28 protein-coding genes are annotated in these 26,414 nt (G+C 67.1%); 11 read left to right on the forward strand and 17 right to left on the reverse strand.

Features of this window, described 5'->3' with window-relative positions:
- Window positions 1–30 precede the first annotated feature (30 nt).
- Window positions 31–717 (reverse strand): TVP38/TMEM64 family protein, encoded by a 687-nt coding sequence (locus tag ACQPW1_RS24135; protein ID WP_433664985.1) that lies wholly within the window; start codon window positions 715–717, stop codon window positions 31–33.
- Window positions 718–899: 182 nt separating this feature from the next.
- Here ACQPW1_RS24135 and ACQPW1_RS24140 point away from each other — a divergent pair, with 182 nt between their 5' ends.
- Genes ACQPW1_RS24140 through meaB form a run of 3 tightly spaced genes read left to right on the forward strand, consistent with a single transcriptional unit; the run spans window position 900 to window position 6,108 of the window.
- Window positions 900–2,777, forward strand: a complete 1,878-nt coding sequence (locus tag ACQPW1_RS24140; RefSeq protein WP_433664987.1) for a methylmalonyl-CoA mutase family protein — start codon at window positions 900–902, stop codon at window positions 2,775–2,777.
- Window positions 2,777–5,071, forward strand: a complete 2,295-nt coding sequence (scpA, locus tag ACQPW1_RS24145) for a methylmalonyl-CoA mutase (RefSeq protein ID WP_433664988.1) — start codon at window positions 2,777–2,779, stop codon at window positions 5,069–5,071. The genes ACQPW1_RS24140 and scpA overlap by 1 nt, the downstream gene beginning before the upstream one ends.
- Window positions 5,068–6,108 (forward strand): methylmalonyl Co-A mutase-associated GTPase MeaB, encoded by a 1,041-nt coding sequence (meaB, locus tag ACQPW1_RS24150; protein WP_433664989.1) that lies wholly within the window; start codon window positions 5,068–5,070, stop codon window positions 6,106–6,108. Before scpA ends, meaB begins: the two co-directional genes overlap by 4 nt.
- A gap of 3 nt (window positions 6,109–6,111) precedes the next feature.
- Here meaB and ACQPW1_RS24155 read toward each other — a convergent pair whose 3' ends face one another.
- Window positions 6,112–6,519, reverse strand: coding sequence for a type II toxin-antitoxin system VapC family toxin (locus ACQPW1_RS24155; RefSeq protein WP_433664991.1), 408 nt, complete (start codon window positions 6,517–6,519; stop codon window positions 6,112–6,114).
- 12 nt (window positions 6,520–6,531) lie between these two features.
- Window positions 6,532–6,855, reverse strand: coding sequence for a type II toxin-antitoxin system Phd/YefM family antitoxin (locus ACQPW1_RS24160; protein ID WP_433664992.1), 324 nt, complete (start codon window positions 6,853–6,855; stop codon window positions 6,532–6,534).
- Window positions 6,856–7,165: 310 nt separating this feature from the next.
- Here ACQPW1_RS24160 and ACQPW1_RS24165 point away from each other — a divergent pair, with 310 nt between their 5' ends.
- Window positions 7,166–7,630: a hypothetical protein gene (locus ACQPW1_RS24165; RefSeq protein ID WP_433664994.1), complete on the forward strand. Its 465-nt coding sequence runs from the start codon at window positions 7,166–7,168 to the stop codon at window positions 7,628–7,630.
- Window positions 7,631–7,698: 68 nt separating this feature from the next.
- On the opposite strand, the gene ACQPW1_RS24170 is transcribed toward ACQPW1_RS24165, so the two are convergent.
- The gene (locus ACQPW1_RS24170) at window positions 7,699–8,193 is read right to left on the reverse strand and encodes a MarR family winged helix-turn-helix transcriptional regulator (RefSeq protein ID WP_433664996.1); all 495 of its coding nucleotides are present in this window, start codon (window positions 8,191–8,193) and stop codon (window positions 7,699–7,701) included.
- A 114-nt stretch (window positions 8,194–8,307) separates the two neighbouring features.
- Between ACQPW1_RS24170 and ACQPW1_RS24175 the strand changes: the two genes are divergently transcribed.
- Together ACQPW1_RS24175 and ACQPW1_RS24180 are read left to right on the forward strand one after the other, a co-directional pair.
- On the forward strand, window positions 8,308–8,949 hold the full coding sequence (locus ACQPW1_RS24175) for an NAD(P)-dependent oxidoreductase (RefSeq protein ID WP_433664997.1): 642 nt from the start codon (window positions 8,308–8,310) through the stop codon (window positions 8,947–8,949).
- A gap of 168 nt (window positions 8,950–9,117) precedes the next feature.
- A complete protein-coding gene (locus ACQPW1_RS24180) occupies window positions 9,118–9,579 on the forward strand; it encodes a DUF3558 family protein (RefSeq protein ID WP_433664999.1) in 462 nt (153 codons plus the stop codon).
- A gap of 7 nt (window positions 9,580–9,586) precedes the next feature.
- Here ACQPW1_RS24180 and ACQPW1_RS24185 read toward each other — a convergent pair whose 3' ends face one another.
- The 5 genes from ACQPW1_RS24185 to ACQPW1_RS24205 all read right to left on the reverse strand — a co-directional run bounded on the left by ACQPW1_RS24185 (window position 9,587) and on the right by ACQPW1_RS24205 (window position 14,991).
- A complete protein-coding gene (locus ACQPW1_RS24185; protein WP_433665001.1) occupies window positions 9,587–10,312 on the reverse strand; it encodes a hypothetical protein in 726 nt (241 codons plus the stop codon).
- 132 nt (window positions 10,313–10,444) lie between these two features.
- Window positions 10,445–11,116 (reverse strand): hypothetical protein, encoded by a 672-nt coding sequence (locus ACQPW1_RS24190; protein WP_433665003.1) that lies wholly within the window; start codon window positions 11,114–11,116, stop codon window positions 10,445–10,447.
- A gap of 179 nt (window positions 11,117–11,295) precedes the next feature.
- Entirely contained in the window at window positions 11,296–12,204 is a 909-nt protein-coding gene (locus ACQPW1_RS24195) for an amidohydrolase family protein (protein ID WP_433665005.1), read from the reverse strand.
- Entirely contained in the window at window positions 12,197–13,237 is a 1,041-nt protein-coding gene (locus ACQPW1_RS24200) for a nucleoside hydrolase (protein ID WP_433665006.1), read from the reverse strand. Before ACQPW1_RS24200 ends, ACQPW1_RS24195 begins: the two co-directional genes overlap by 8 nt.
- A 407-nt stretch (window positions 13,238–13,644) precedes the next feature.
- A complete protein-coding gene (locus ACQPW1_RS24205; RefSeq protein WP_433665008.1) occupies window positions 13,645–14,991 on the reverse strand; it encodes a CoA transferase in 1,347 nt (448 codons plus the stop codon).
- Between the two features lie 40 nt (window positions 14,992–15,031).
- Between ACQPW1_RS24205 and ACQPW1_RS24210 the strand changes: the two genes are divergently transcribed.
- The gene (locus tag ACQPW1_RS24210) at window positions 15,032–15,805 is read left to right on the forward strand and encodes a thioesterase II family protein (RefSeq protein WP_433665009.1); all 774 of its coding nucleotides are present in this window, start codon (window positions 15,032–15,034) and stop codon (window positions 15,803–15,805) included.
- 35 nt (window positions 15,806–15,840) lie between these two features.
- Here ACQPW1_RS24210 and ACQPW1_RS24215 read toward each other — a convergent pair whose 3' ends face one another.
- The 7 genes from ACQPW1_RS24215 to ACQPW1_RS24245 form a co-directional block, all read right to left on the reverse strand.
- Window positions 15,841–16,230 carry a DUF2784 domain-containing protein gene (locus ACQPW1_RS24215; RefSeq protein ID WP_433665011.1) on the reverse strand — a complete coding sequence of 130 codons (390 nt, stop codon included), beginning with the start codon at window positions 16,228–16,230 and terminating at the stop codon, window positions 15,841–15,843.
- A gap of 16 nt (window positions 16,231–16,246) precedes the next feature.
- Window positions 16,247–17,026, reverse strand: a complete 780-nt coding sequence (locus tag ACQPW1_RS24220) for an O-methyltransferase (protein WP_433665013.1) — start codon at window positions 17,024–17,026, stop codon at window positions 16,247–16,249.
- Window positions 17,027–17,080: 54 nt separating this feature from the next.
- Window positions 17,081–18,511 carry an SDR family NAD(P)-dependent oxidoreductase gene (locus tag ACQPW1_RS24225; protein ID WP_433665015.1) on the reverse strand — a complete coding sequence of 477 codons (1,431 nt, stop codon included), beginning with the start codon at window positions 18,509–18,511 and terminating at the stop codon, window positions 17,081–17,083.
- A gap of 95 nt (window positions 18,512–18,606) precedes the next feature.
- Window positions 18,607–19,398: a hypothetical protein gene (locus ACQPW1_RS24230; protein WP_433665017.1), complete on the reverse strand. Its 792-nt coding sequence runs from the start codon at window positions 19,396–19,398 to the stop codon at window positions 18,607–18,609.
- A 45-nt stretch (window positions 19,399–19,443) separates the two neighbouring features.
- Window positions 19,444–20,967: a hypothetical protein gene (locus ACQPW1_RS24235; protein ID WP_433665019.1), complete on the reverse strand. Its 1,524-nt coding sequence runs from the start codon at window positions 20,965–20,967 to the stop codon at window positions 19,444–19,446.
- Window positions 20,964–21,179, reverse strand: coding sequence for a hypothetical protein (locus ACQPW1_RS24240; RefSeq protein WP_433665021.1), 216 nt, complete (start codon window positions 21,177–21,179; stop codon window positions 20,964–20,966). Before ACQPW1_RS24240 ends, ACQPW1_RS24235 begins: the two co-directional genes overlap by 4 nt.
- 45 nt (window positions 21,180–21,224) lie before the next feature.
- Window positions 21,225–22,154 carry an alpha/beta fold hydrolase gene (locus tag ACQPW1_RS24245; RefSeq protein WP_433665022.1) on the reverse strand — a complete coding sequence of 310 codons (930 nt, stop codon included), beginning with the start codon at window positions 22,152–22,154 and terminating at the stop codon, window positions 21,225–21,227.
- A gap of 297 nt (window positions 22,155–22,451) precedes the next feature.
- Here ACQPW1_RS24245 and ACQPW1_RS24250 point away from each other — a divergent pair, with 297 nt between their 5' ends.
- The 3 genes from ACQPW1_RS24250 to ACQPW1_RS24260 all read left to right on the forward strand — a co-directional run bounded on the left by ACQPW1_RS24250 (window position 22,452) and on the right by ACQPW1_RS24260 (window position 25,055).
- On the forward strand, window positions 22,452–23,141 hold the full coding sequence (locus ACQPW1_RS24250; protein WP_433665024.1) for a TetR/AcrR family transcriptional regulator: 690 nt from the start codon (window positions 22,452–22,454) through the stop codon (window positions 23,139–23,141).
- 131 nt (window positions 23,142–23,272) lie between these two features.
- The gene (locus ACQPW1_RS24255) at window positions 23,273–24,418 is read left to right on the forward strand and encodes an acyl-CoA dehydrogenase family protein (RefSeq protein WP_433665026.1); all 1,146 of its coding nucleotides are present in this window, start codon (window positions 23,273–23,275) and stop codon (window positions 24,416–24,418) included.
- A complete protein-coding gene (locus ACQPW1_RS24260; protein WP_433665028.1) occupies window positions 24,402–25,055 on the forward strand; it encodes a TetR/AcrR family transcriptional regulator in 654 nt (217 codons plus the stop codon). The genes ACQPW1_RS24255 and ACQPW1_RS24260 overlap by 17 nt, the downstream gene beginning before the upstream one ends.
- A gap of 21 nt (window positions 25,056–25,076) precedes the next feature.
- On the opposite strand, the gene ACQPW1_RS24265 is transcribed toward ACQPW1_RS24260, so the two are convergent.
- Window positions 25,077–25,439 carry a hypothetical protein gene (locus tag ACQPW1_RS24265; RefSeq protein ID WP_433665030.1) on the reverse strand — a complete coding sequence of 121 codons (363 nt, stop codon included), beginning with the start codon at window positions 25,437–25,439 and terminating at the stop codon, window positions 25,077–25,079.
- 196 nt (window positions 25,440–25,635) lie between these two features.
- On the opposite strand from ACQPW1_RS24265, the gene ACQPW1_RS24270 reads away from it, so the two are divergent.
- Complete coding sequence (locus ACQPW1_RS24270) at window positions 25,636–26,406, forward strand: hypothetical protein (protein WP_433665032.1); 771 nt, start codon at window positions 25,636–25,638, stop codon at window positions 26,404–26,406.
- Window positions 26,407–26,414: the final 8 nt, after the last annotated feature.

The following is a 26,414-nucleotide window of genomic DNA, read 5'->3' on the forward strand; positions in this document are numbered from 1 at the left end:
AAGGGGTCCTTGCGGGGGGCAGGGGGTGGGCTATTCGGGGACTGTCGCCGGAGCGGGTTCCTCGACCAGCGCGACACTTCGAGTGCCCCAGCGCGCGTCGACCACCAGTCCGATCACGCCGACGGCAATCAGCACGGCGGAGAACACGATCAGCGCAGGGTGAGTGGTGCCGGTGAGGGCGTCGCCGAGGATGACAGTGCCGACGGTGCCGGGGAGCACGCCGACCAGAGTGGCGATCATGTACGGCCAGAAGCGGATCGAGGACAGTCCGCAGCAGTAGTTGATCACCGAGAACGGCACCGCCGCGATCAGCCGCAATGAGCCGACCGCCAGCCAGCCGCGCCGTTGTAGCCGATCATCGACGGCGCGCACCGCCGGATGGGTGAGGCGCGACGCCACCTGCTCACGGTCCAGCGCGCGCACCAGCAGGATGGCGAGGGCGGCACTGATCGTTGTCGCGCCGACGGCAAGGGCGATGCCGAGCACGGGACCGAACAGCAGCCCGGCGCTCACCGTGAACACGGTGCGTGGGATCGGCGCGACCGTCACCAGCGCGTGGACTACGAAGAACAGCAACGGAAACACCGGGCCGACCGAGGTGGCCCAGTCCTGGATCTGCCGCGGGCTCGGCAGCGGGACCAGCATCGCGATGACGAACAACGCGGCAATGCCGATGATCGACGCGAGCACGCGCGGGTCACGGATCAGCCTGGTCATCGGGGCAAGATTACCGGGTGGTAGTGGTACTAGGGGACAACGCGTTACCGAGGTCCCGCTAGCATCAGAAGAAACGGGACGAATACTCGTTAACCAAAGTAGTCGCTGAACTGGGCGAATACCGCGGTTTCGGCACACACCACGAGTGCGCCTGCAGTCGAGTGGAAGAGGAACAGCAAGCTATGCCGATTGCTTCAGAGCCCGGACCGGGAGCGGCGCCTGCGGGCACCGATGCGGTGCCGCAGTTCGCCGCGTGGCGCAAGGGCGTGGCCGGGGTACTGGCGAAGGTCCGGCGGGTCGAGATCGCCGAACTGCCGGAGGAACCAGAGCACCTGCTCGACGAGACGACCTACGACGGGCTGACCATCGCCCCGCTGTACACCCGCAGGGACGAGCTGCCCGAGCAGCCGCTGCCGGGCACCTACCCCTTCGTCCGCGGCAGCGACGCCACCCGCGACGTGCACCGCGGCTGGCACGTGAGCGCCCACTTCGGTGGTAGCGACGCGGCCGCCGTCAACCGGGAGATCATGGCCGGTCTGGGCAACGGCATCAGCGCCGTGTGGCTCGGCGTCGGCGAACGCGGCGTTCCGGCGGCTGACGTGCCTGTCGCCCTGTCCGGTCTGCTGTTCGACCTGGCGCCGCTGACCCTGGACGCGGGCACGGCGACTGCTGAGGCTGCTACGCATCTGTACACGGCGCTCGACGGCTATGACGCGGCCTCCCGCAAAGACATTCACGTCTCGCTCGGCGCCGCACCGCTCACCAGCCGATTCGCCGGAACCGCTGATATCGAGCTCGCGGAGTCGGCGGCGTTGGCGGCCACCGCGGTGGCGCGCGGCGAGACCGTGCGCGCAATCACCGTGGACGGCACCGTCTTCCACAATGCGGGCGCCTCCGACGCTCAAGAGCTCGGTGCCGCAGTCGCCGCCGGTCTGGAGTACCTGCGCGCCCTCACCGAAGGCCTGGATATCGCGGATGCGTTGGAGCAGCTGACCTTCCGCTTCGCCGCCACCGACGACCAATTCGCCACGGTCGCCAAATTCCGGGCCGCACGCCAACTCTGGGCCCGCGTCGCACACGTCTGCGGGGCACCGGATTTCGGCGGCGCACCGCAGCACGCGGTGACCTCCGCGGCCATGATGACCCAGCGCGACCCGTGGGTAAACCTGCTCCGCACCACCCTCGCGGCGTTCGGCGCCGGCGTCGGCGGGGCGGACGCGGTCGCCGTGCTGACCTTCGATTCGGCGCTGCCCCCCGGCGAACTCGGCGTCTCGAAGTCGTTCGCGGACCGCATGGCTCGCAACACCCAGCTGCTGCTGCTCGAGGAATCCCGCCTCGGCTTCGTGCAGGACCCGGGTGCGGGCTCCTGGTACGTGGAGGACCTGACCGGCGCGCTCGCCGCGAAGGCGTGGGAGTTCATGCAGGAGATCGAGGCGGCCGGTGGCTATCTCGCCGCCCTCGACTCCGGTCTGCTCGCAGAGTGCATAGCCGCCACGAAGGCGGCGCGCGATTCCGATGTCGCGCACCGGAAGACCTCCGTCACCGGGGTGAACGAGTTCCCGAACCTGGCCGAACGTCCGCTGTCCGAGGCGGCGCGTCAGGACGATCGGGTGGCTCGCTACGGTGCCACGTTCGAGGCGCTGCGCAACCGCTCCGACGCCTATCTGGCCGAGCACGGTGTGCGCCCGAAAGCGCTGCTGGTGCCGCTCGGTTCGGTCGCCGAACACAACGTTCGAGTGACCTTCATCGCGAACCTGCTGGCCTCCGGTGGCATCGAGTCCATCAATCCCGGACCGTTGGCAGTGGACGCAATCGCCGCGGCGGCAACCGAATCCGGTGCGCCGATCGCGGTGCTGTGCGGTTCCGACAAGCGTTACGGCACGGAAGCCGGTGCGGCGGTGGCGCAATTGCGCGCCGCCGGGGTGCCGACGGTGTTGCTGGCCGGTGCCGCCAAGGCGGTCGCCGCGCTCGACGACGCGCAGCGTCCGGACGGATACCTCGCGGCGAAGATCGATGCGGTCGCCGCATTGTCCGGCCTGCTGGAGAAGGTGGGAGCCTGATGACTTCCCGTGAAATCAAGCACGTGATAGGCAATTTCGCCGAGGTGCCGCTGACCGAGCGGGCTCCCGAGCCCGCCGCGGTGGATGCCACCCAGATCGATGCCTACGTGCGTGAAGCGGCGACGGCCAACCACTACGCACCCGAACAGCTGGTGTGGTCGACACCCGAAGGCATCGACGTGCCACCGGTGTTCACCAAAGCCGACCGGGACGGCGTTGTGGCCGAGGGCTATCCGCTCGACAGCGTGCCCGGCGTCGCGCCGTTCGTGCGCGGCCCCTACCCGACGATGTACGTCAACCAGCCGTGGACCATCCGCCAGTACGCGGGCTTCTCCACCGCCGCGGACTCGAATGCGTTCTACCGCCGCAACCTTCAGGCCGGGCAGAAGGGCCTCTCGGTCGCCTTCGACCTCGCCACCCACCGCGGTTACAACTCCGACCACCCGCGAGTACAGGGTGACGTCGGCATGGCCGGTGTGGCCATCGATTCCATCCTCGACATGCGTCAGCTGTTCGACCACATCCCGCTCGACCAGGTCAGCGTGTCGATGACGATGAACGGCGCGGTGCTGCCGATCCTCGCGCTGTATGTCGTTGCGGCAGAAGAACAAGGCGTCGGACCGGAGCTGCTGGCCGGAACCATTCAGAACGACATTCTGAAGGAGTTCATGGTCCGCAACACCTACATCTACCCGCCCAAGCCCTCGATGCGGATCATCTCCGACATCTTCGCCTACACCAGTGCCAAGATGCCGAAGTTCAACTCGATCTCCATCTCCGGCTACCACATTCAGGAGGCCGGTGCTACCGCCGACCTGGAGCTGGCCTACACCCTCGCCGACGGCGTCGAGTACATCCGGGCAGGTATCGACGCGGGCATGGAGGTGGACAAGTTCGCGCCGCGGCTGTCGTTCTTCTGGGCCATCGGCATGAACTTCTTCATGGAGGTCGCCAAGCTGCGCGCCGGGCGGCTGCTGTGGAGCGAGCTGGTCGCGAAGTTCGAGCCGAAGAGCTCGAAATCGCTGTCGCTACGCACTCATTCGCAGACCTCGGGCTGGTCGCTGACCGCGCAGGACGCCTACAACAACGTCGCGCGCACCTGCATCGAGGCGATGGCCGCGACCCAGGGGCACACCCAGTCGCTGCACACCAACGCCTTGGACGAGGCCCTCGCGCTGCCGACGGACTTCTCCGCCCGCATCGCGCGCAACACCCAGCTGCTCATCCAGCAGGAATCGAAAACCACCCGCCCCGTTGACCCTTGGGGCGGTTCGTATTACGTCGAGTGGCTGACCCACCAGCTGGCCAACCGGGCCCGCGCGCACATCGCCGAGGTGGAAGCCCACGGCGGCATGGCGCAGGCGATCGGTGAGGGCATCCCGAAGCTGCGCATCGAGGAGGCCGCGGCGCGCACCCAGGCGCGGATCGATACCGGCCAGCAGCCGGTGATCGGCATCAACAAGTACCAGGCCGAGGAGGACCAGCAGGTCGAGGTCCTCAAGGTCGAGAACTCGCGGGTGCGTGCCGAGCAGATCGAGAAGCTGCGCCAGCTGCGCGCCGACCGGGATTCGGCCGAGGTAGAACGTGCGTTGGCCGAATTGACGCGTGCCGCACGTTCTTCCGAAGGCGGCATGGAGAACAACCTGCTGGCCCTGGCTATCAACGCCGCGCGCGCCAAGGCCACCGTCGGCGAGATCTCCGACGCGCTGGAGCAGGTATACGGCCGTCACCAGGCCGAGATCCGTACCCTCTCCGGTGTGTACCGCGACGAGGCAGGGAGGGTCAGCAACATCACCAAGGCGAGCGATCTCGTCGAGGAGTTCGCCGAGGCGGAAGGTCGCCGCCCGCGTATCCTCGTCGCGAAAATGGGGCAGGACGGCCACGACCGCGGCCAGAAGGTGATCGCCACCGCCTTCGCCGACCTCGGCTTCGACGTGGACGTGGGCCCGCTGTTCCAGACCCCCGAAGAGGTGGCGCAACAGGCGGCGGACAACGACGTGCACGTCGTCGGCGTGTCCTCGCTGGCGGCCGGCCACCTCACGCTGGTGCCCGCCCTGCGGCAGGCGCTGGCCGATGCGGGGCGACCCGACATCATGGTCATCGTCGGCGGTGTCATCCCGCCCGGTGACTTCGACGCGCTGTACGAGGCCGGTGCCGCGGCGATCTTCCCGCCGGGCACCGTCATCGCCGACGCCGCGATCGACCTGCTGAAGAAGCTCGCCACCGAGCTCGGCCACCCGGAGTTGTCCGCCGAAAGCGGCAGCGGGGCCGGGGATTCCGCCGAGGCCGAATGAGCGAGCATTCCGTTGCTCCGGCGCGAGCGGAGCGGAGTCGGGCCATCGACGTCGATGCGATGGCGAAGGCTGTGCGGGCGGGGGAGCGGGCCGCCCTGGCGCGGGCGATCACGTTGGTGGAGTCGACGCGGGCGGATCATCGGGATCTGGCGCAGCAGCTGTTGCTGAAGCTGACGCCGGACAAGCACAGTTCCGAGACCGCGGTGGTGTCGAATCGTGTTGGCATCACCGGTGTTCCGGGTGTCGGCAAGTCGACGTTCATCGACGCGCTCGGCATGGATCTGATCGGCAAGGGGCATCGGGTCGCGGTACTCGCGGTCGATCCGTCGTCCACCCGGACCGGTGGCTCGATCCTCGGCGACAAGACCCGGATGGCGCGACTTTCGGTGGAGCGCAACGCTTATATCCGTCCGTCGCCGACCGCGGGCACCCTCGGTGGCGTGGCCAAGGCGACCCGCGAGACCATCGTGCTGCTCGAAGCCGCCGGGTATGACGTGATCTTGGTGGAGACCGTCGGTGTCGGCCAATCCGAGGTCACCGTCGCGAACATGGTCGATGTCTTCTGCTTCCTCACGCTGGCCCGCACCGGAGATCAGTTGCAGGGCATCAAGAAAGGCGTGCTGGAGCTCGCTGATCTGGTCGCGGTCAACAAGGCCGACGGCAAGCACGAGCTGGAAGCCAAGTCCGCCGCCCGCGAATTAGCGGGCGCGCTACGCCTCATCCACCCGCACGACGCCCTGTGGCGCCCACCGGTACTCACCATGAGCGGCTTGGAAGGCATCGGCCTGGACAAGTTCTGGTCCACCGTCCTCGAACACCGCCGCGTCCTCACCGACGCCGGCGAATTCGACGAGAAGCGCCGCCGCCAGCAGATCAACTGGACCTGGACCATGGTGCACGACCAACTCCTGCGCCGCCTGTCCGACAACCCCAACGTGAAAGCCATTCGCGCCCAGGTAGAAAAGCAGGTCCGCGACGGCACCCTCACCGCCGCCCTGGCCGCCGAAGAACTCCTCCGCGCCTTCGACACCCGCTGACCCTCACCCGAAGGGGTTGATCACCGCAGCCCCGGTCTCCTCGAAGTGCTTCACATTCCGGGTGACCACCGCGAGGCCATGAGTCACGGCGGTCGCCGCGATAAGCCCGTCGGCAATGTCGATCGGGCGAACGCTGATGCGCGCCCACACCCGGACGACCTCGGTGGTGACCGGCAGGATCCGGTCGCCGTGCCTGGTTTCGATGTCGGCGATCGCCTGCTCGAACTTCTCCGCCCGCGCTATGCCTCCTCGATGTCGCAGCAGCGCGACGCCACGGCGAAGTTCACCGATGGTGATCACGCTCATCCACTGATCGGCGAGGCGAGCTCGAGTGAACCAGTCGAGGACCGCGGGGGCGGGTTTCGGACGCATCACTTCGGACAGGACGTTGGTGTCGATGAGGTAACTCACGACTCCACCTCGCTAGCCCGCTGTGTCGTCGAACAAATCGACATCGCGGGGCAGGCTGTGCTGTCGCTCGCTCTCGACCTCGTCCAGCACGTCGGCGACCTCATCGCCGAGCCCCGAGAACGTCACCAGGAGATGGTCGACAAAGCTGATGTCCGGCCGCATCAGCCTGCGGTACTCGTTGATATCGATGACCACCGCCACCGCATCGCCGTGTCGGGTGATCGTTTGCGGCCCTTCCGATTCTGCCGCGCGCAGCATCTCGGAGAACCGTTGCTTGGCCTCCTGAACCTGCCACTGCACCGTGTCCGCCTCCTGCTTTAACTGTCGCATCCCCATCTGGACAGTCTAGATAGACCAGCGACCTATGTCGAGCGTTTGGTCGTGGCTATTCGTCGTCCGAGCCAACGCCCGGCGCTGATCGGTCGCCCACCGGCCGAGGTTGTGACCTGTCCGCCGTTCGGTCAGCAGCTCTACCTGTGCAAACGATCGTGTCCGATCTATTTGCTGACCGACTGCTAGTTGTCGAGCGGCATTGACGAGTAGTAGATTGGAAGGTTCCTCAGCTGGCGACGACGCGGCGATGAGGACTCGCCGGCTGAGGTGTTGCGGGGGGACTTCCCTCCGCAGGGCGAAGGAGGTGCTGGCGATGTCCGATGAAGCGATTGCCCGACCGTCCGAACCTGGCATGGTTCGGCCGCCGTGGATTCCCGGGCCGGAACCTCCTCCGCCGCAGTGGAATCCGTCCGCTCCGGCGCCGGTGCTGGTGACCGTCGGTGATGTCGCGTGCACGGCGACTCATGTCATGACGCCGTCCGGGCAGCATCCGCTGGCGGGTACCAACTGGATTGTCACCAATCAGACGAGCGTCGATCAGCGCATTCCGTCGTACGCGATCGTGCTGGCCGTTCTCCTGATGGTCTTTTGCCTGCTCGGGCTGCTGTTCCTGGCCGTCAAGGAGGAGAAGATCCAAGGCTTCGTGCAGGTCAGCGTGCAAGGGCCCGGTTTCTACTACGCGACCCAGGTTCGGATCACCGATCGCGCGCAGGTTATCGACACCGAGCGGCGCGTCAACTACATCCGCAGCCTCGTCGCAGGGCTGTCCGTGGCCTGACTGGGCGTCCCGTGCGTTGATTGAGGCGACGCGCGTAGTTCGGCCGGAAGATCATGCCCGGCGACGAATCAGGTTGCGTCGCCCAGTGATTCGAGCAAGGTACGCAGCGTGTCCGCGAGCCCGGCCCGCTGCTTCGCGGTGAGCGGACCGAGCAGGCGCTCCTCGGTCGCGACATGGTCGGGGAGGGCGTCGTCGATGAGGGTGCGACCCACGTCGGTGAGCAGAACGCTGATACCGCGACCATCGGATTCGCTGCGCGATCGCCGCACCAAACCGCGCTCCTCGAGGCGATCCAAGCGCTGGGTGATGGCGCCGGAAGTGACCATCGCCGAATGCATCAGCTCGGTCGGGGTCAGGCTGTGCGGCGGTTCGCTGCGCCGCAGCGTGGCCAGGACATCGAAGGACGCGGCGTCGAGGCCGTGCGCGGCAAAGGTCTTACGCATCTCGGCGCTGGTGAGTTGCGTCAGCCTGGACAGCCGCCCGAGCACCGCCATGGGGGAAACGTCCAGGTCGGGACGTTGGACCTGCCATTGCGCGAGAACCTGGTCGACGTGATCGGTCACCCCCGCACTCTAGCGAATGTCTCAGCGGTGAGGTATCTCATGCGGGAATTACTCAGCGCTAAGCTAAGTTACTTAGAGCTAAGCAACCGGAACGGATCTAGAGGAGTACGAATCATGCGCATCACGGTGTTCGGCGCGACAGGTGACGTGGGCAGTCGGGTAGTGGCCGAGGCGTTGTCGCGCGGTCACGAAGTTGTCGCCGTAATCCGAGACCCGGCCCGCGCGGCCGCCGTGCCCGCCGCAGCCGAGGTCAGAATCGGTGATGCGGCCGATCTCGATGACGTCGTAACCCTCAGTACCGGAAAGGATCTCGTGATCACCGCGACCCGGCCGCCGTCCGGTCAGGAGCACGAACTGCCCGAGATCACCGCGGTGCTGCTGAAGGCGTTGGCCCACACCGGCGTCCGCCTGCTCGTCGTTGGCGGCGCAGCCACCTTGCTCGTACCGGGCACTGACGGTGCGACCTTGCATGAAACCCCCAATTTCCCAACGGAATTCCGAGCGATCGCCAAAGCATGCGCAAACCAGCTCGCACTGTGCCGAGCCGAAACCGTCGCGGACTGGACCTATTTGAGCCCACCGGCCGAACTGATCCCTGGCGAGCGCACCGGCACCTACCGCTCGGGCACCGATGAACTACTCACCCGCCCCGACGGCACCTCGACCATCTCGATGGAGGACTTCGCCGTCGCCCTACTCGACGAAGCCGAGCAGCCCGCCCATCCTCGGATCAGATTCACCGTCGCCGCACTCTGAGTGCACCGTCGCGGTCCGGTTGCCGATTTGAGTACGAGACTGCGTGGTCGGTAAGGTTGCAGCCGGATCGGCTCTGTTGGCCAGAACTGTTGTGTACAAAGGACTTACGGGGGATACGTGCGGATAAGTCTGGTTGGTGTCGTCGTTGCCGGTCTTGCGCTTGGGGCGGTGAGTGGCTGTTCGGCCTCGGCGAGCACGCCGACGGGGATGTTCGATCCGTGTAAGGAAATCGCGGACAGTGCGATCCGAGGCGCCGGGTTCGATCCCGCCACGAAGAAGGTCGTCGAGACCATTGGCGGCTACTCGGTGAGCTGCAAGATCTCCTCGGGGGGTGGCTTGGGTAGCTTGGATTTCGAGCATCCCAACGCTACGGCTGGTGTTCGGACCTACGAGTCCTATCTCGCTTCGGCGCAGTCGGTTGTCAACCGGCCAGGAGGGCAGGCACCTACTATCACCAAGGTCAACGGTCGCGATGCGTATGTGGGCCCGCAGACCATATTCGGTTGCGCGGTCAACCTCCGTACCGCCACCGGGGTCTTGAGCATCAATGTCACCTACCACGAGGCGGATGACTGCCCAAGCGCACAGCGGGTCGCCGCGTCCCTCGAACCGAGCATCGGTAGCCGCTGACCGCAGGTCAGCGCTTCAGCTTGGCCACCTGCGCGGACAGTAGTCGATCCGCCAAAGCGATACTCTCGGTAGACAGTTCGGGCCGGTAGGAGCCGATGTTGCCGCTGATGAATTCGACCACCGTGTGCTTGCCAACTGCCACGAAACGCACGACGGCAGCCGCGAGCGCACTGCCGGCGCTCTTGTTGCCCAGTTCCCGGATGTAGGACATCTCCCGCACCGAACCCACCCCGGCGATGTCCTTGACCGCGGGCACCTCCCAGTCGATGGCTTGATCCGACCCATCAGGGTTGCGCACCGAGATGTTCACGGCCGGGCACGCCCGCATGGTCGAGGCCAGCGCATCGACGTCGACAACCCGGTTCAGCACCGCGATCTGTACGTCGTAGCGTGGCTTGCCGTCAGCGGTCTCGACCCGGACCAACGCGGACGTCAGCGGATCGGCGGCGACCATCGGAATGGTCGCGTTGCGCGCCGCGCACTCCGGGGTGTTCTTGCCCGAGGCGACACCGACGGTGCCGAGCGTGACGGCATCGGCCGCAGCGGGCAGCAGGTAGGTGATCTCCGGCGTATCGGCGTTGCTCACCAGATAGTCGGTCATCGGCCGCGGCGCGACCGTTGTGGTGGGAGCAGCGCTACTGATCGCCGTCACCGCCTCCGGACGGTTGGCACATCCCGCGACGGCCACCGCCCCCACCAGTAATCCCGCGAAAACCATTCGACGGCAAGACATGACGCCCCCCACTCCCCACAGATCCGATGCACAACCACTTCGTGACTACCGGGCGGTAGCCTATCCCGCTGCGAATCCGATGCCTATCGCCGGTCTGCTTCAGCAGAACCCGATCCGGCTGCTCGACTGAGTTCAGTTATGGGCCGAGCTCTCGAAGTACACCAGGACCTTGCCCTCGCGCGAACTGACACTCACACATAGGGTGTGCCGTTCCAGCGGCCAACCCTCTTCGCGGCACATAGTCCAGCCTCGGCTCGACTCGGAGTACCGGAGTTTCCAGCCGCGCGTCTCGTTCAGATGCTGGGCAACGTGCTCGGCAACTCGAACATCGGAACTGCCGTCCGCGCTTTCGATTTCGAAGGCACGCAGACAGATCGTCGACGAATTACCCCCGCAGCCGCTGTCTCGATCCGCCAGCGCCACCAGACCGCCCGGCAGCGGCAACAACTCGTCACTGCTTGGTACCCGAGCCCGCTCACCACCCATGATCAAGACAATCAGCAATGCGAACAGCACGCTGATCATGCAGAAAACCGAGGTGAGCACCTGTCCGAGCTTGACCCGGACCGGTCGGCCTTCGGTCCGCCTATTTGCCAGCACCACCCAAACGAGAACAGCGAAATCCGCAGTGGTCGACAGCAACATCAGCGATTGCTTCCCCTCCGTCAGCACCCAGCCCATACTGATCACGAACCGAGCTGTTGCGATCGCCGCAAGCACGGCCCCCACCCGAAGCCAGACCTTCGAATTCTCGGCGGCCAGCAGCCAACATGCCAGTGGCACAAGGAAAAGCAATCGAAGCACCGCGTCAGCCTAGGTGAGCAGTCAGCCCCCGGAGTAGGCGAGAGCGCAATCCACGCCGGTTCTCCACATGGCTGCCACAAGGGTCGCGCCACGCCGAAAACGGGCGGCCGGAATCCGCCGGGCACGATATTGTGCGCCGTTGCGCCGCAGCCTATTTCGGGCAGCGGATGCGGGGCGGGCTACTCGATACCGAACAAGTCCGCGGCGTTCTGGTAGCAGACCTTTCGCAACCAGTCGTCGCCGAGGTCGAGGCGTTCCAGCGCGGAGAAGGCGTGGCCGTAGGTGTAGGGGATGTTCGGGAAGTCGCTGCCGAAGAGGATGCGGTCGCCGAGGGAGCGCAGTCTGCCGCGTTCGGTGTCGGGGAACGGGTCTACTTCCTCGAAGAAGTCGGTGAACGTCATGGTGGTGTCGAAGCGGATGTCCGGGTATTGCTCCGCCAGGTCGAAGAATTCGGTGTACTCGGGTGCGCCCATGTGCGCGATGATCAACGGCAGGCGCGGAAACCGCCGCAGCAGCGCGGCAATGGGCGCCGGTCCGGTGAATTCGCCGGATACGGGCCCGGATCCGCAGTGGATCACCACCGGAATGCCCGCGTGCTGGATCAACTCCCAGACCGGGTCGAGCAGGGGATCAGTGGGATCGAAGCGACCGACCTGGACGTGCACCTTGAACACCTGGGCGCCGCGTCGGATCGCCTCCGCGACATAGGTTCCGGCGTCCGGCTCCGGGAAGAACGTGGCGGTGTGCAGGCAATCCGGTGTGCGCGCGGCGAACTCGGCGGTCCACTCGTTCAGCCACGCCGCCATCTCCGGCTTGTGCGGATAGACCAGGGCGCTGAACGCGCGAACACCGAAGCCGCGCAACGTCTTCAACCTGACTTGCTCGTCGTCCCGGTAGGCGATGGGCCAGGTGCGGGCGGTGAGCGGACCGGCCGAATCGAAGTAGGCCCACACCTTCTGCATCACCGGTTCCGGCATGAAATGCGTGTGCACGTCGATGATTCCGGGCAAGCCGAGCCGATCGCGGAACTCGGCGAGGTAGGTGTTGTCGTCCTGGTCGCCGTGCACGGCCGCTCCTGTCTCACACATTCGGCGGGTATACCGTCCGCGCGAAGTCGCCGACCCTGGTGATCAGCCGATCGAAGAACAACTCCTGATCGGTGCCGATCACGATGTCCGCGTTGGGTTCTCGACCCCACATGCCCGCCCAGTCTGCCACGGTGGTCGCCCGCGTCAGTGTTCCGACGAGCTCGACATCGACCGTCGCCGGGCGGGTGACCGCGAGCGGGGGGTCGAGCGCGACCGCCGCCGCGAACGGGTCGTGCATGTGCGCGAGGTAGCCGAGATCGTAGAGCCGGTGGAAGTCGAAGTAGAACCGCACCGCGTCGGTGGCATGCCGGACAATCGGATTGCTCGCTGCCGACCTGGCCTCGGGCGGATCGGTTTCCGAAACCGTCTCCACGGGAAGGCTGCCCGCGCGCTCGGCGAGCAGTGACAGGTGTTTCGGCCGCATCTCGATGGTCTCGGTGATGTCGAGCGCACAGACGATCGGCCTGCGGTCCGGCGGTGCCGCGGAGAAGGCGTCGAAGATTTCCTTGGCCGCCTCCGGATCCACGTGCACGTTCCACTCGTTCGTGGGTGTGGTGTTGCCGGGATGATTGAACGCGCCACCCATGATCACCAGCCTGCGCAACAACGTCGGCAGCGCGGGTTCCAGCCGAAGGGCCAGCGCCAGATTGGTCAGGGGCCCCGTGCACAACCCGACGATCTCACCGGGATGCGCCCGCACCAGATCGACCCACATCTGCGCGGCGGAACGCGACGACAGAACGCGCGACGAGGGCGGCAGCTCGGCGTACCCGACCCCCTGCGGCCCGTGCGTGTCCTCGGTGGTGCGCAGCGGAATCGCCAGCGGCTCGGCGGCACCGAGCGCGACCTCGATCTCCGGCGCCCGGCAAACGTCCAGCCACGCGAGATTGTTAGCCGCCACCTGCGGCGCAGGCACATTCCCCGCGGTCGAGGCGATCCCGATGATCTCCGCCTCCGGCGACGCGAGGAGGTAGAGCAGCGCAAGGGAATCGTCGACCCCGGTATCGACATCCATAATGATCTTCTGCCGCACCCAACGAGACTAACCGCCGCTCCGCCGCACCCCTGTCCGCAGGGTTCGCATCAGCCACGCGCACAGTTCACCGCGACGCGCATCCAATTGCTGCCTGATTCGTGCGCTCGCCACTGCAATGAGCGCGTGCCGCCGAGGAGTACGCGGCGTCAGCGGGCCAGTCGTCGCGCACGTTTGGTGTGACGCGCACGAAAGGGCTGGCTGAGTCGTGCGCTCGTCGGCGATGCGTGCGCGTGCCGCTGAACTGGGCGCGTGCCGCTGAAGTGTGCGCGTGCGGCTGCGGTGGCGGCGGGACGGTCTCTGGGGTGACTGCGGCGCACAAAGTGGTGCGATGCGCACGGGATTGCTGGCTGATCCGTGCGCATCGCGCTGATTCGTGCGCGTCCGACGAGGTGCGCGGTGATTGCCTAGCGGGTCTTCAGGGGCCAGGCGGGTCGGTCGCCGCCGTAGGTGGGGGCGGGCCAGTTGTAGGCCGGGTATTCGGCGATGGCGGGCGTCGCCGTGATGACGTCGCCAGTGGACATCACATCGGTCGGGTCGGGTAGAGCGGCGGGAGGGTGCCGCGGCGTACGGTCCGGGGCTGCGAGCAGCCAGGAGGCGGTGCGGGCCAAGGCAACTCGCACGTCGCGGCCGATTCCGTCCGATGCTCGGGCGACCAGCGCGTCGATCACGCCCGCCGCGAGCAGATAACCGGAGGCATGGTCGAGAGCTTGCGCGGGCAGCGTGCTCGGCACGGAGGGCGCGCCCTCGGCGATCGAAATCCCGGACGCCGCCTGCACGATGCTGTCGAATCCGCGCCGCCCACCCCAGGGCCCGTCTTCACCCCAGGCACTGACCCGGCCGTGCACCAAGCCGGGACGCATGGCGGCAATGAGACCCGCGCGTTCCAGCGCCCCCGGCCGGTATCCGGTGACCAGCACATCGGCCGACGCCAGCAGATCACGAACCAGCGGCAGTTGCGTCCACAGATCCACCAGCGTGGAGCGTTTACCTTGGCAGGTGTCGGCGTACTGCCAAGGTATCTCGGGCATCTGCGGCGGATCCACCCGCAGCACGTCCGCGCCGAGCAGTGCCAAGGTGCGGGTCGCGACCGGTCCGGCGATCACCCGGGTCAGATCGAGCACCCGAAGCCCGCGCAGCGGTTGGAACGGCGCCGCGCCGACCGGCAATCCCGGCTCGCCGCGGTCGGCGCGCGTCTCGATCGCGACCAGCGGCCCGGACGCGGCGGCCCAGCCCTCGGCGCTGCCCGCCCACTCCTGCTCGGTGCGGACGCGGACCGCGATCGCCCCGTGCGCGGCGGCGTGCTCCTCGATGTCGGCCGCGCGGCTCATCGCCATATGCGCGACGGCGAGATCGAAGGGGGCGTCGTAGGGCAGGCCCAGCGCCGCGAGCAGTCGGTCGCGATGGTGCGGGTAGTTGGCGTGGGTGCGGACCCACCCGTCGAAGGTGGGGAAGAATCCGGAGAGGTCGCCGAACATCTTCGCGGGGTGACCATTGATCCGGAGTAAGCGTTCACTACAGAACGCCGCCGTGATGCGCGCGGGGTCGATGCGGTGCGCCACCGGGTCCAGGCCGCGGATGCCGCGGATCCGGTTCGCCGCGGCGATCAGCGTGGCGACCGACCCGGCGGCCAGCGACCAGACCGGCAGTGTCGCAGCCAGATTGCTGCCCGGCTCGGGAGACGGCGTAATGACAGAGGGGGTGACACCGATTCCGGCTTCATAGTCGTGGACCAGCCGTATGTGCGCGTTCACGCGAAAGAGCGTAATAGTTCCGTCTGAGAAGGAGATCTACATGGGCCGAACCTTCGAGCCCGGTGACTGGCTGCGGATCCTGCGATCCGAGGCGACTCCCCGGCACCACCTGCTGTGTTTCCCGCCAGGCGGCGGTCCGGCCACCGCTTACCGAGATTTGGCGCAACGCTTCGGCGCGGGCATCGTCGTTGCCGCGGTGCAGTATCCGGGGCGCCAGGATCGGCTCGGCGAGACGCCGATCACCGACCTCGATACGCTCGCCGATCGGATTGCTGAAGAAGTGCTGCGGCTCGGAATCGGTGCTGGGCTAGCGTTATTCGGTCATAGCATGGGTGCAACAGTCGCGTTCGAAACCGTGCGACGACTGGAGCGCAAGGGTCAACCGGTGCCGATGCTGTTCGTCTCCGGCCGTCCCGCACCGACTTTCGTGGAGACGCAGCGCGTGCACCTCGGAACCGACGACGACCTGATCGCGGAACTGGAGCGTTTGGCGGCCGATCCCGCGCCGATCCAAATGCTGCGTGACGAACCGAGTCTCGCGGAATTGGTGCTGCCCGCCGTGCGCGCCGACTACCAGGCTGTCGAGACGTACCGGTACACCCCGGGCGACCCGCTGGCCGCCGATATCGCCGCCTTCGTCAGCACCGAAGACCCCACCGTGACACCGGACCAGGCCGACGAGTGGCGCGACTTCACCACCGGAACCTTCGATCGCACAACGTTCCCCGGCGGTCATTTCTATCTCGACGAACGCCCCGCCGAGGTTGCCGAGGTCATCACGGAACATCTCGCCAGAGACCGCTCGCGCGCATGAAACTGTTACTAGCCCAACCTGTTTCGGACGTTTAACTAGTGGGATGCCTGCAGGCGGGTGGTCGACCCGGCTGCCCGCCGCCGCAGCCATCCATACCCCATCCAGGACACCGCGACACACACCGCGACGAGCACCCGCACCAACCCGAGCGCACTCTCCGGATAGATCACCCCGGTGATGTAGTGATCGATGAACCCGCTCGACGGCAACCCGGCCTCACCGGCTCGATGCCGCGCCCAATTCTCCAAATGCGTGAGCGGACAATCGATCCCGAACAAAACCGTGCTGAACCCCCAGCAGAACGCGATCAAGTGCAGCCAGATACTGCGCGGCCAGCGCCACGCGATGAACCCGCCGACTACCACATACGCCACGAACACGAAATGCGCGGCGGCGGTGGCATCGGCCAGCAGCCGATACAGCACCCCACCAGCGTAGCCGTCAGCCGAGGTATTCGGACTCGAGCACGAGGTCGGGGACCAAGGATTGGTATTCGAGGTGGGTCTTGTGCTCGGTGGTGCGCCACTTCGAAGCTTCGTGGTCACGCATATAGCGGCGGTAAGCCGGGGCGCCGGGGACACGGACGTTGTCGGCCACCACGATCGATCCCGGACGCAGCCAACTCGCGGCCAAGATCGACTTCAGATCCGGGAGATACGCGGTCTTCAGGTGGTCGACGAAGACGAAATCCAGTGCGCCAGGGGCGAAGCCGTGCTCGATGGCGAGGTGCCGCATGGTCGCGCCGCCATCGCCGATCCTGCCGTGCACCACGGTGATCCGGTCGGCAAAACCCGCGTGCTCGATCACCGCGCGGGCGATTTCGGCGTTCTCGGGGCTGGCCTCCACCGAAACGAGGCGCGCGGTAGCAGGCATTGCCCGACCGGTGCGCACCGCGCTGTACCCGCAGTAAGCGCCCAGCTCCAGCAGCAAAATCGGGTCGGCACGCGCGATGGCCTTGTCCAGAATCAGACCCTTTTCGTCGCCGATGTTCATCAGCAGGCTGCGATTACGGGCGAAGTCGTCGATCGCGGCGAGCACACTGTCCGGATCGCCCGCCGTGGCCGTGGCGCGGACGTGGTCCAGCAAGGCCTGCTCGCGACCGTCGCCCACCTGCCCGGTGCGCAGCACGCTGCCCATGCCGAGCCCCATTCGAATGAACGACCAGCGAAGGAACGGCAGCCGATCGCGCACAATCGCGCCGAGCCCAGTTTGATTCACCATGTCGCCCCTTAGTCAGGTCGGTACGCGGCCGATTCTGCCTGGGACACGACGGGATTACCAGGGCGAAGGCCGGTAGTCCTTCAGGAAGCAGCCGTAGATATCGACGCCGTCCTCACCCTGAACGATCGGGTCGTACACGCGTGCCGCGCCGTCGACCAGATCGAGGGGCGCATGGAAGCCTTCTTCGGCGAGCCGGACCTTCGTGTAGTGCGGGCGCTCGTCGGTGATCCAGCCGGTGTCGACAGCGGTCATCAAAATGCCGTCGGCTTCGAGCATTTCGCCCGCGCTGGTGCGGGTCAGCATGTTCAGCGCGGCCTTGGCCATATTGGTGTGCGGGTGGCCCGGCCCCTTGTAGGCGCGGGCGAACTGGCCCTCCATCGCCGACACATTCACGATGTACTTGCGCCGTGCCGCGGCGGCGGCCATGGTCGGGCGCAGCCGCGAGACCAGAATGAACGGCGCGACCGAATTGCACAGCTGCACTTCGAGAAGCTCGGTCGGGTCGACCTCGGCGACGGTCTGCACCCAGCTGTTGGTGTGCGCCAGATCCGGCACCAGCCCACCGGCATCGATTGCCACGCCACGCGAAATGCGTTCGGGCGTAGCCGATCCCGCAACCAGTGCGAGCTCGGCGACGTCGGCGGCGGACAGCGTCGGGGTGAGCGAGGCGGTGAGGGCGGTGGGGTGCGCCTGCATCGTCTTGCCGAACGTCACCACATCGGGCAGCGCGCCGGCGGGCAGCGGACCGGACTCGGCGTCGACCAGCGCACTGTAGGCGCCGGGGGAGCGGCGCACGGTCTGCGCGGCGTTGTTGATCAGGATGTCGAGCGGCCCCTGCGCCGCGACGTCATCGGCGAGCGCGACCACCTGCGCCGGATCGCGCAGGTCGATGCCGACCACGCGCAGCCGGTGCAGCCACTCCGGGCTGTCGTCCATGGCGGCGAAGCGGCGGATGGCGTCGTTCGGGAAACGGGTGGTGATGGTGGTGTGCGCGCCGTCGCGCAGCAGCCGCAGCGCGATGTACATGCCGATCTTGGCGCGCCCGCCGGTGAGCAGCGCGCGGCGACCGGTCAGATCGGTACGGGCGTCCCGCTTGGTGTGGCTGCTCGCGGCGCATTCCGGGCACAGCTGGTGATAGAAGGCGTCGACCTGCGTGTACGGCTGCTTGCAGATGTAGCAGGGACGCGCCCGGATCAGCGTGCCCGCGGTCGCGCCGCGCGCGTTCGAGGCGAGCGGGATGCCCGCGGTCTCGTCATCGATCCGCTGCGGCGATCCGGTGGCCGTCGCGGCGATGACCTCGCGGTCGGCGTCGGCTACGGCCGTCCTGGCCTCGATCCGGCGGCGCTGCTTGAGCTTCTTGAACATGTGGCCGACCGCGCGCTGCACCGCCACCGAGTCGGGATGCTCCTTTTCCAGCTGCCCGGCCTGGTCCAGTACCCGCAGACAGGTCGCGAGCTCGTCCGGATCAATCATGCTTTCGGCCATCGGTGGTACAGGCATCCTTCGGTGAGCTGGGAAATCGACCGGACCATTGTCGCAAACTCCGCGACCAGGTTGCCGCCCGGTTGCCTCTCGATGGCCTACGCGCGAAGCAGCGCCATGGTGGTGGCCGCGGTCTGCTTCAGCAATTCGATGACCTGCGGCGCCTTGATATCGCTGGTCTTGACCACCGCCGGCGGGTGCAGCCAACTGATCTCGAAGGTGGTCCAGCCGTCGCGAACGGCGAGGATGACACCCGTGTGCTGGGCGTGCTCGGTCTCCTTGCGGACGACGTACGCCTCGTCGCCGAGGCCGTCGATCTTGCTGACCTTGTCGTCCGCGGCGAGGTCGGCCTGGGTCCAGGTCTCGTACCGGGCGGTGAACTCGGGGCCGGGATCGGCGCGCTTGTGCACCGACGCGCTCGCCATGAGGGTGGTGTCGTCGGCCCGTTCGCCGGGGCCCGGTGGGGCGAGGCGGATCGTGCACGACATCGAGTCGAGCGCCGGGTGCAGCCGGGTCTGGTGCAGCGGGTACTTCAGCGTCGCCGAACTGGATGGCGCCAAGGCGTATCCGGCGTGCGTATAAGGTGCGGTGTCGGTGATCGCGCAGAGGTTGTCGACGTGGTGGTAGCCGCGCAGGTCGGGTACCGGGTCGGCGCGATGACTGTCGGACACGGCGAGCACGCCGACGACCACGAGCGTCGACACGCCGACTATGGCGCCGAGCGTCCATAGCCGGCCCCGGTTGCCGCCCGGCTGTCGCCACCGACCGAGCGGTTGCGGCGGCACCGGTCCGTCCGGGTACGGCCGCATCGCGCCGATCGGCGTCAACGGCTCGTGCAGCCATCCGGCGTTGCTGAGGCTAGGAGGCCTCTGACCAGCCGGTCCCATCATGGGGCGAAAGTATCACTTCGTCGGTGGTGCCGCCGGTCGTTCGCGTCAGGCCTGGTCTTCGCGCAAGCTGGTGGCGGCGGTGCCGCGGCCGCAGCTGTCCGCGCGGTCGGCCAGCCGCGTGCGCAGCGTGGCCGGGATTTCCGCACGCACCTCGATCAGACCGTGCCACACCACATCTGGTGTGTCCGGCGTCAATGCCGCGAGGAACTCGTCGAGATCGTCCATCCCGTCGATGATTTCGAGCACCTGGGCGCGGCCGTCGGTGTCCTGGGCGAGCGCGATATCGACCAGCGTGTCGATGTTGTCGCTGCGCGAGGCGACGAGAACCGCGGCGAGCAGCTGGTCGGTGCTGAGATCGCCGATGCACGAGGCGAGGATCGGAGTCGCCGACTCAGGCAGCGCGTCCACCAAAGGCAGTGCCTGGGACCAGAGTTCGTGTTCGGCGGTGGTGTTGATCACCGCGCGGAGCACGTCGGGGTTCTGCATGATCGGCAGACCGGCCATCCGGCGGCGGTCGATATCGGTCATCGCGAGCGCCACCGGGAGCATGGCGTTCCACAGGCCCGCCGTATCCGCCTGGGCGACAAGGTCACCGAGTTCCTCATCGGACTTGTCCGCGAGGCGTGCCGCGAGAATGGCCAGCTGCGACGGCTGCAGATGCACGACGAGCGGCAGCAGGTCGAGCCAGAAGCCTTTGTTCAACGCGGCATTCATGATCGAGGCGAGCACCGATTCCTCCTGTACCGCAGGCCTTTCGGCGAATGCGCGCAAGCTGTCCGCGTTCATCGCGCTGGTCACCGGCAGCAGTGAATCCCAGGCGTCGAGGGTCCGTACCGCCTCGATGAGGCCGTCGAGCACCGCGCCGCCGAGCCCGGCGGCGATATCGCCGAGCGCCGCCCGATTCGCCGGGCCGACGTTGTCGAGCAGGTCGAGTCCTTCGGCCCACAGGTCTTTTTCGTGCGCGGCGCGGATGACGCCCGCGAGCCGGTCGGTGACCAGACCCATCAGCCGGTCCAGCGCGGACTTGTCCTCCATCAGGAAGCCGATGCGCAACAGATCCGCGTCGCCGAACACTGGCACGGCGGCCCGCATGGACTCCTCCGGCACCACGCCGACGAAGCGACTCATCGTCACGTGGTCGTCCTGGCGCAGCAGTTCACGCGCCACCTCGACGACCAACCGAGCGGGCACGGCGGCGATGATGTCGGCGGTGCGGCGCGGGTCGAGCTGAATCGCGGTCTCGGCGAGGAACTTCGCGGGCAGCGCCTTGGCGATATCGACCGCGCGGGCAGGTTCGACCGATCCCGCGACGGCGGCGCAGAGCACCGGGCCGAACGCGCGCTCGGCCGCCTTAGCGCTGATCGCGGTCGGCACCAATTTCGTCGCTGCGGCAACGCGTTTCATGCGTGCGGCGTCACCGTTGAACAGTAGATCGGTGACGCGTTCGCGAAAGGACCGAATCGCCTCCGGCGAAAGCCCGTTGAGGAAATCGAGCGCCGCCGGGTCGGAAATATCAAGCAGGCGTGCGAGTTTGGTTATCTCGGCACGGGCCATCAGCTGGGCACTCATAGACCGAGCGCCCGCTTGACGGCCGGCCGCATCAACCGGGGAATGAGCTGGAGCGAGGACTCGACCGCCGCGCCGAGACGCTTGCCGCGCGCGGTGACGGCATCGCGCAGCAGGCGGTCGAGTTCGGCGAGATCGGAGTCGGTGAGCCGGTCGAATTCGTCCGGCAGGGGTGCGCCGAGGGTGTGGATCAGCGGGTGGGCTGCGTCCGGCATGGGATCTCCGTATCGGTGTCGAGTTGTATCGAAGGGGTGGGCAGGTCAGCTGCTGCGCGGGGTGATCGCGGCGTGGTCGGCCCGCATGTCGTCGACGAAGTTGGCGATCGCCTCGGCGACCAGCAGCGGCTCGGTGACCGGCAGCCAGTGATCGGCCGGGACGGCGCAGCGCCACAGTCGATCCACCCAGCGCGTCGAGGTGTCGTAGATGGAGGCGGGCACGAACGGGTCGGTGGTGTCGACGAGCAACTGGACCGGCACCGCGGTGCGCCGCACCCGCGGCCGCCGCAGATGATGCAGCAGATTGGCCTGCGCGATCCGACCACCCGAGAGCAGATCCGTGCGCCAGGTGCGCGCGATCCGGGCGGGCAGCGGCGAGAGCCCGCCGAGCCGTTCCACCACCAGTGTGCGCACCCGCGGCGGGTAGAGCCTGCGCGCCACCGGCACCGGGCTGAGCGTCCAGCGCACCCCGCTCAACCACCAGCCGATATCGCCCGCCCGCAGCCGGGCGTGCGGCGCGAAGGCCCGCAGCCACAGGCCGAGGTGGTCGAGGTTCGGGCCGGAAATGGCGGTGAACGACGCGATTCGGGTGTTCGCCCGCGGATCGCAGACCGCCTCCCACAGCTGCACCGCACCCCAGCCGTGTCCGCAGGTGTGCACCGGTCGCTTCGGGCTCGCCGCGTCGATCACCGCGAAGAAGTCGGCGGCGAGCCGGTCGAGCCGGAAGTCCGACAGCAGCGCGGGCGTGGCCGAACGGCCGTGGCCGCGCACGTCATAGGTGATCACCCGGAAGCCGTCGGTCAGCAGCGCGGCGACCGTGGCCCACACGCGATGGGTATCGGAGAGCCCGTGCACCAGAACCAGGGGAGCGGCGGCGGGGTCGCCCCATTCGTAGACGGCGAGTTCGGTGCCGTCGGCGGTCACCGTCCACTGCCGATCCGGGCGGGGCGTATCGGTATCGAGCTGGTTGGTCATGTTGTTGTTGCCTCGTTCGGGTGCGGGCTGCCGGACGGTCACGCGGTGGTCGGCCGGGCACTGAACACTGGCGACTGCGAAGTCGCTGGAACGAATCGGCCCGTACCGGTAGTACGTTTTCCGATACTGACAGTACGAGGCAATTTCCGCTAGCGGGAGGGGTAAGACGCAGAGTATGGCGTACCTCACGGCTACGCCTCGCTGGCGCTCAGCTCCGCCGTTCGGTAGGACCGCTGTGTTATCGGTTCGCTCGCTCACGCCCGATATCCGTACCGGCGGTACGTGTATGCTGCGGTCGTGCCACGTCCCAGCGTCCGTTCGACGACCTCCCGTGCGGAGATCGTCGACGCCGCGATCCGGGTGATCGACCGGGACGGGCCGCGCCCGAGCATGGACGACATCGCCCGCGAGGCGGGCATCACCAAGCCCCGCCTGTATCGGCAGTTCGCCGACAAGGCCGATCTCTACACTGAGATCGGCAACCGGATGGCCAAGGCCGCCGCGGCCGCCGCGGGCAACGATCTGACGCTCATGCTGCAGCCGCCGCGCACCGCGTTGCGACGAGTGCTCACCGGTTACGCCGACAGTATTCTGCAGCATCCCAACGTTTTTCGCTTCCTGGGCCAGGCGCAGGTAACGCAGCAGTCCGACGGAACGGTCTTGCAGTTCGACCTCGGCCGCGCCGCCTCGGATCGCTTCGCCAGGCAGGCGCGCGACATCGCCGAGTCCATCCCGATCGACACGGCGGGCATCGACTACCTGTCCCGCGCGGTGGTCGGTGTCGTTGTCGCCATCACCGACCTGTGGCTGGCCGAATCGGCGCTGCCGCACCCGGACCGGACCGCCGAATTCATCGACCAGGCCACCGAATTCGTCTGGGGTCTGATCGACGGCTTCCTGCGCAGGCAGGGCATCTCGGCCGATCCGGAGACGCCGATCTTCACCTCGCTCGCCGCCGTCAATCAGACGCAACAGCCCGCAAGCTGACCGCAGCCAGCGCTTATCGGGCTGGGTCGGCTCGACGCGTGCCCGCTTTGTTGACACGTTGCCAATAGTGCGGGAATCTGATGGCGAGGACCGGCATCCGGGCCGGGGAGTTGCGAGCAAAGGATCCAACGATGGCACGCGCCGCATGGAGTGACGACGAGGTCGAGGCGGTACGCGATCTCGCGAAGGCCTTCTTCGAGAAGGAGGTCGTCCCGCACGAGGAGAAGTTCGTCGCGCAGGGCCACCCCGATCGCGCGCTGTACAACCAGGCGGGCGAGCTCGGCCTGCTGTGCACCGCCATCCCCACCGAATTCGGCGGTGGCGGTGGCACATTCGCGCACGAGGCGGCCATCATCGAGGAGCAGTCCCGGGCCGGCGACGGCTCGATGGGCATGCCGGTGCACACCTCGATCATCGCGCCGTACATCAAGGAATTCGGATCTGCGGAACTCAAGCAGCGCGTGCTGCCGAAGGCGGCCACCGGCGAGATGGTGCTGTCGATCGGGATGACCGAACCGGGCACCGGCTCCGACCTGCAGAACATCAAGACCCGCGCGGTCCGCGAGGGCGACGAGTACGTCATCACCGGCTCGAAGATCTTCATCACCAACGGCTGGCTCTGCGACGGCATCATCATCGCCGCCAAGACCGACCCGACCAAGGGTGCGTCCGGCGTCTCGCTGATCTTCGCCGACGTCTCCGACGACACCCCCGGCTTCAAGCGTGGCCGCATCCTGAACAAGATCGGCGGCAAGGCTCAGGACACCGCCGAGCTGTTCTTCGACGGACTGCGGGTGCCCGCGTCGAACCTGCTCGGCGAGGCCGAGGGGCTCGGTTTCTATCAGATGATGCAGATGCTGGCCCAGGAACGCCTGGTCACCGGCATTATCGCGGTCGCGATGATGGAACAGGCCGTACAGCTGACCATCGACTACACCAAGGGCCGCGAGGCCTTCGGCAAACCGCTGTTCGCCATGCAGAACACTAAGTTCGAGCTCGCCGAGTGCGCCACCATCGCCAAGATCAGCCGCACCTTCCTCGACGACTGCATCGTCAAGCACCTGCGCGGCGAGCTCGACATTCCCACCGCGGCGATGTCGAAGTACTGGCTCACCGACCAGCTGGGTATCGTGGTGGACCGCTGCCTGCAACTGTTCGGCGGCTACGGCTACATGACGGAGTATCCGATTTCGCAGCTTTACACCGGCGCCCGCGTCTTGCGGATCCTCGCGGGCAGCAACGAGGTGATGAAGGATCTCATTGCCCGGTCTCTCTGATACGACGAGTGAGACCGCGGACGATGCCGCAGCACCGCGCCGCCGTCGGCTCGAACCCGACGAGCGGCGAGCCGAGATCCTGGCGTGCGCGATCGACATGTTCGGCGAGCGCCCGTACGCGGCCGTCTCCACCGCCGAGCTGGCCCAGCGCGCCGGGGTGGCCCGCGGCCTGATCAACCACTACTTCGGCAACAAGCGCGACCTCTACCTCGCGGTGGTGCGGCGGATGGTCACGCTGCCCAAGCTCGACGACATGATCGTGCCCACCGGCACCGAGCGCGAGCGCGTCGAGGCAAGTGTGCACTGGCTGCTGGATACCATCGCCGAGCACGGCAGCACCTGGGTGAAGGTGACCAGCCACGAGGGCGTCGGCAACGACCCCGAGGTGCAACAGATCCTCGACCAGGCCGACGACGCGGCCGCCGAACGACTGCTGCTGATGGTGGGCCTCGCCGATTCGGCACGCAGTGCGGCATTGCGCGCGATGGTCCGCGCCTACGGCGGGCTGGTGAAAGTCGCGGGGCGCGAATGGATCACCCGCGGCACGCTGACCCGTCCGCAGGTGCACGAACTGCTCGCGGACATGCTGATGACCCTGGTCACCGATTCGCTACCGAGGGTGGACCGCCGGCGCTGAGCGCACGGCGGTCCCCGTTCGCTAGGTGAGCGCCTCCGGGGCGGGGTCGCCGGGAGCGATGCTTTCCGCGCTGTAGCGCACCGGCCGCCGATGCCCCGGCATGTGACCGTGCCTGCCGTACTTCAGCTCGATCACTTCCTCGCGCCGATGTTCGACCAGCAGCGCGCCGATGCCGAGGATCCACAGCGCGGCCGTCACGATCGCGCCGGTCTGGGTCCAGTCGCTGAAGCCGTAGCCCGCGGCGGTGAGCGTGCACGCCATCGCGACCATGCCGAGCGCACACAGAATGAGGCCTGGAACGTTGTAATTGTCGCCGAGCAAATCGCCGGCTTGAGCGTGCCAAGGCCGATTTTCCCGGCCATCAGGGGTGGTGCTACCGAACATGGTTCCTCCTGGGGAGTCAGCGCAAGATCAGTGACACTTTCCGATCATCATGGACCCTTAGCAGGGGAAAACGGCTTGTAATTGGACGTTTCAGATGATGTCGCGCCGTTAGGCCCCTATTGTGGGTCGGGATATCGGGGCGGGTCCGGGCAGTCCGAGGTTCCTGCACGGTTGTTGGTGTGGAGAGGGACCTGGCATGGCACGGGCGGAACGCCGTGAAAGTGAACGTTGGCCTGCGGCAGGGCAGGACGACCGGTGGCCTGCGGCAGGCGAAGAGGAACAGTGGGTCGAGCCGGAGCCCGAGGAACGGTGGCAGGAACCCGCGCCTAGTCGACGCAGGACGGGTCGACTACGGGTGGAGATTCCGCCCATTGTGAATCCGTATGCGATTGTCGCGCTGGTGGCCGCGTTGATCGGGTTGTTCCCGGTGGCCATCGTTTTCGGCTTCATCGCGTTCTCGCACCCACGCGGGCGCGTGATGGCGATGTTCGCGCTGCTGATCGGTGTCGCGGAGGTGACCGCGTTAGCGGGATTGGTGGTGGTGTCCGGAAACATGTTGCCGGACTCGCTGACTCGCACGGACAAAACCGCGGCGGCGAGCGCATCGGCGCCGGCGACAGTGAATCAACTACCCCAGCCCACGGCCGCGGTCCCGCCGAGTCCGGTGGCGACCACGACGGCGAGCCCGTCCACCACGAATCAGAGCAATCTGAAAAAGGGTGCGTCGTGCGCCGACGGACAGGTCGGGCAGATCGGCAGCGCCGCGGACGGCGGCACCCTTATCTGCTTACTCGGTTCCGGCGGCAGCTACCAGTGGGCAGGCCCGTACACGGTGGCCACGGCGGTCCAGCAGCCCGGCGCGAAATGCGATGGCACCACAGCGAAAACGGGGCGCACCGCAGACGGCCGTGCGCTCGTCTGCGAACCCGCGACTCGCAGCGGCACCTGGGTCTTATGGACCGAGTAGCAGCGCCT

It is taken from the genome of Nocardia sp. CA-128927, from assembly GCF_050955855.1.
In the GTDB taxonomy this organism is placed as follows: domain Bacteria; phylum Actinomycetota; class Actinomycetes; order Mycobacteriales; family Mycobacteriaceae; genus Nocardia.

Coding starts and splice junctions, on each gene's coding strand:
- ACQPW1_RS24195 (WP_433665005.1), bottom strand. CDS start 12,204: ATGTGTGAGACAGGAGCGGCCGTGCACGGCGACCAGGACGACAACACC.
- scpA (WP_433664988.1), top strand. CDS start 2,777: ATGACTTCCCGTGAAATCAAGCACGTGATAGGCAATTTCGCCGAGGTG.
- ACQPW1_RS24245 (WP_433665022.1), bottom strand. CDS start 22,154: ATGACCAACCAGCTCGATACCGATACGCCCCGCCCGGATCGGCAGTGG.
- meaB (WP_433664989.1), top strand. CDS start 5,068: ATGAGCGAGCATTCCGTTGCTCCGGCGCGAGCGGAGCGGAGTCGGGCC.
- ACQPW1_RS24230 (WP_433665017.1), bottom strand. CDS start 19,398: ATGATGGGACCGGCTGGTCAGAGGCCTCCTAGCCTCAGCAACGCCGGA.
- ACQPW1_RS24165 (WP_433664994.1), top strand. CDS start 7,166: ATGTCCGATGAAGCGATTGCCCGACCGTCCGAACCTGGCATGGTTCGG.
- ACQPW1_RS24140 (WP_433664987.1), top strand. CDS start 900: ATGCCGATTGCTTCAGAGCCCGGACCGGGAGCGGCGCCTGCGGGCACC.
- ACQPW1_RS24270 (WP_433665032.1), top strand. CDS start 25,636: ATGGCACGGGCGGAACGCCGTGAAAGTGAACGTTGGCCTGCGGCAGGG.
- ACQPW1_RS24235 (WP_433665019.1), bottom strand. CDS start 20,967: ATGAGTGCCCAGCTGATGGCCCGTGCCGAGATAACCAAACTCGCACGC.
- ACQPW1_RS24240 (WP_433665021.1), bottom strand. CDS start 21,179: ATGCCGGACGCAGCCCACCCGCTGATCCACACCCTCGGCGCACCCCTG.
- ACQPW1_RS24135 (WP_433664985.1), bottom strand. CDS start 717: ATGACCAGGCTGATCCGTGACCCGCGCGTGCTCGCGTCGATCATCGGC.
- ACQPW1_RS24255 (WP_433665026.1), top strand. CDS start 23,273: ATGGCACGCGCCGCATGGAGTGACGACGAGGTCGAGGCGGTACGCGAT.
- ACQPW1_RS24225 (WP_433665015.1), bottom strand. CDS start 18,511: ATGGCCGAAAGCATGATTGATCCGGACGAGCTCGCGACCTGTCTGCGG.
- ACQPW1_RS24220 (WP_433665013.1), bottom strand. CDS start 17,026: ATGGTGAATCAAACTGGGCTCGGCGCGATTGTGCGCGATCGGCTGCCG.
- ACQPW1_RS24160 (WP_433664992.1), bottom strand. CDS start 6,855: ATGGGGATGCGACAGTTAAAGCAGGAGGCGGACACGGTGCAGTGGCAG.
- ACQPW1_RS24175 (WP_433664997.1), top strand. CDS start 8,308: ATGCGCATCACGGTGTTCGGCGCGACAGGTGACGTGGGCAGTCGGGTA.
- ACQPW1_RS24210 (WP_433665009.1), top strand. CDS start 15,032: ATGGGCCGAACCTTCGAGCCCGGTGACTGGCTGCGGATCCTGCGATCC.
- ACQPW1_RS24185 (WP_433665001.1), bottom strand. CDS start 10,312: ATGTCTTGCCGTCGAATGGTTTTCGCGGGATTACTGGTGGGGGCGGTG.
- ACQPW1_RS24265 (WP_433665030.1), bottom strand. CDS start 25,439: ATGTTCGGTAGCACCACCCCTGATGGCCGGGAAAATCGGCCTTGGCAC.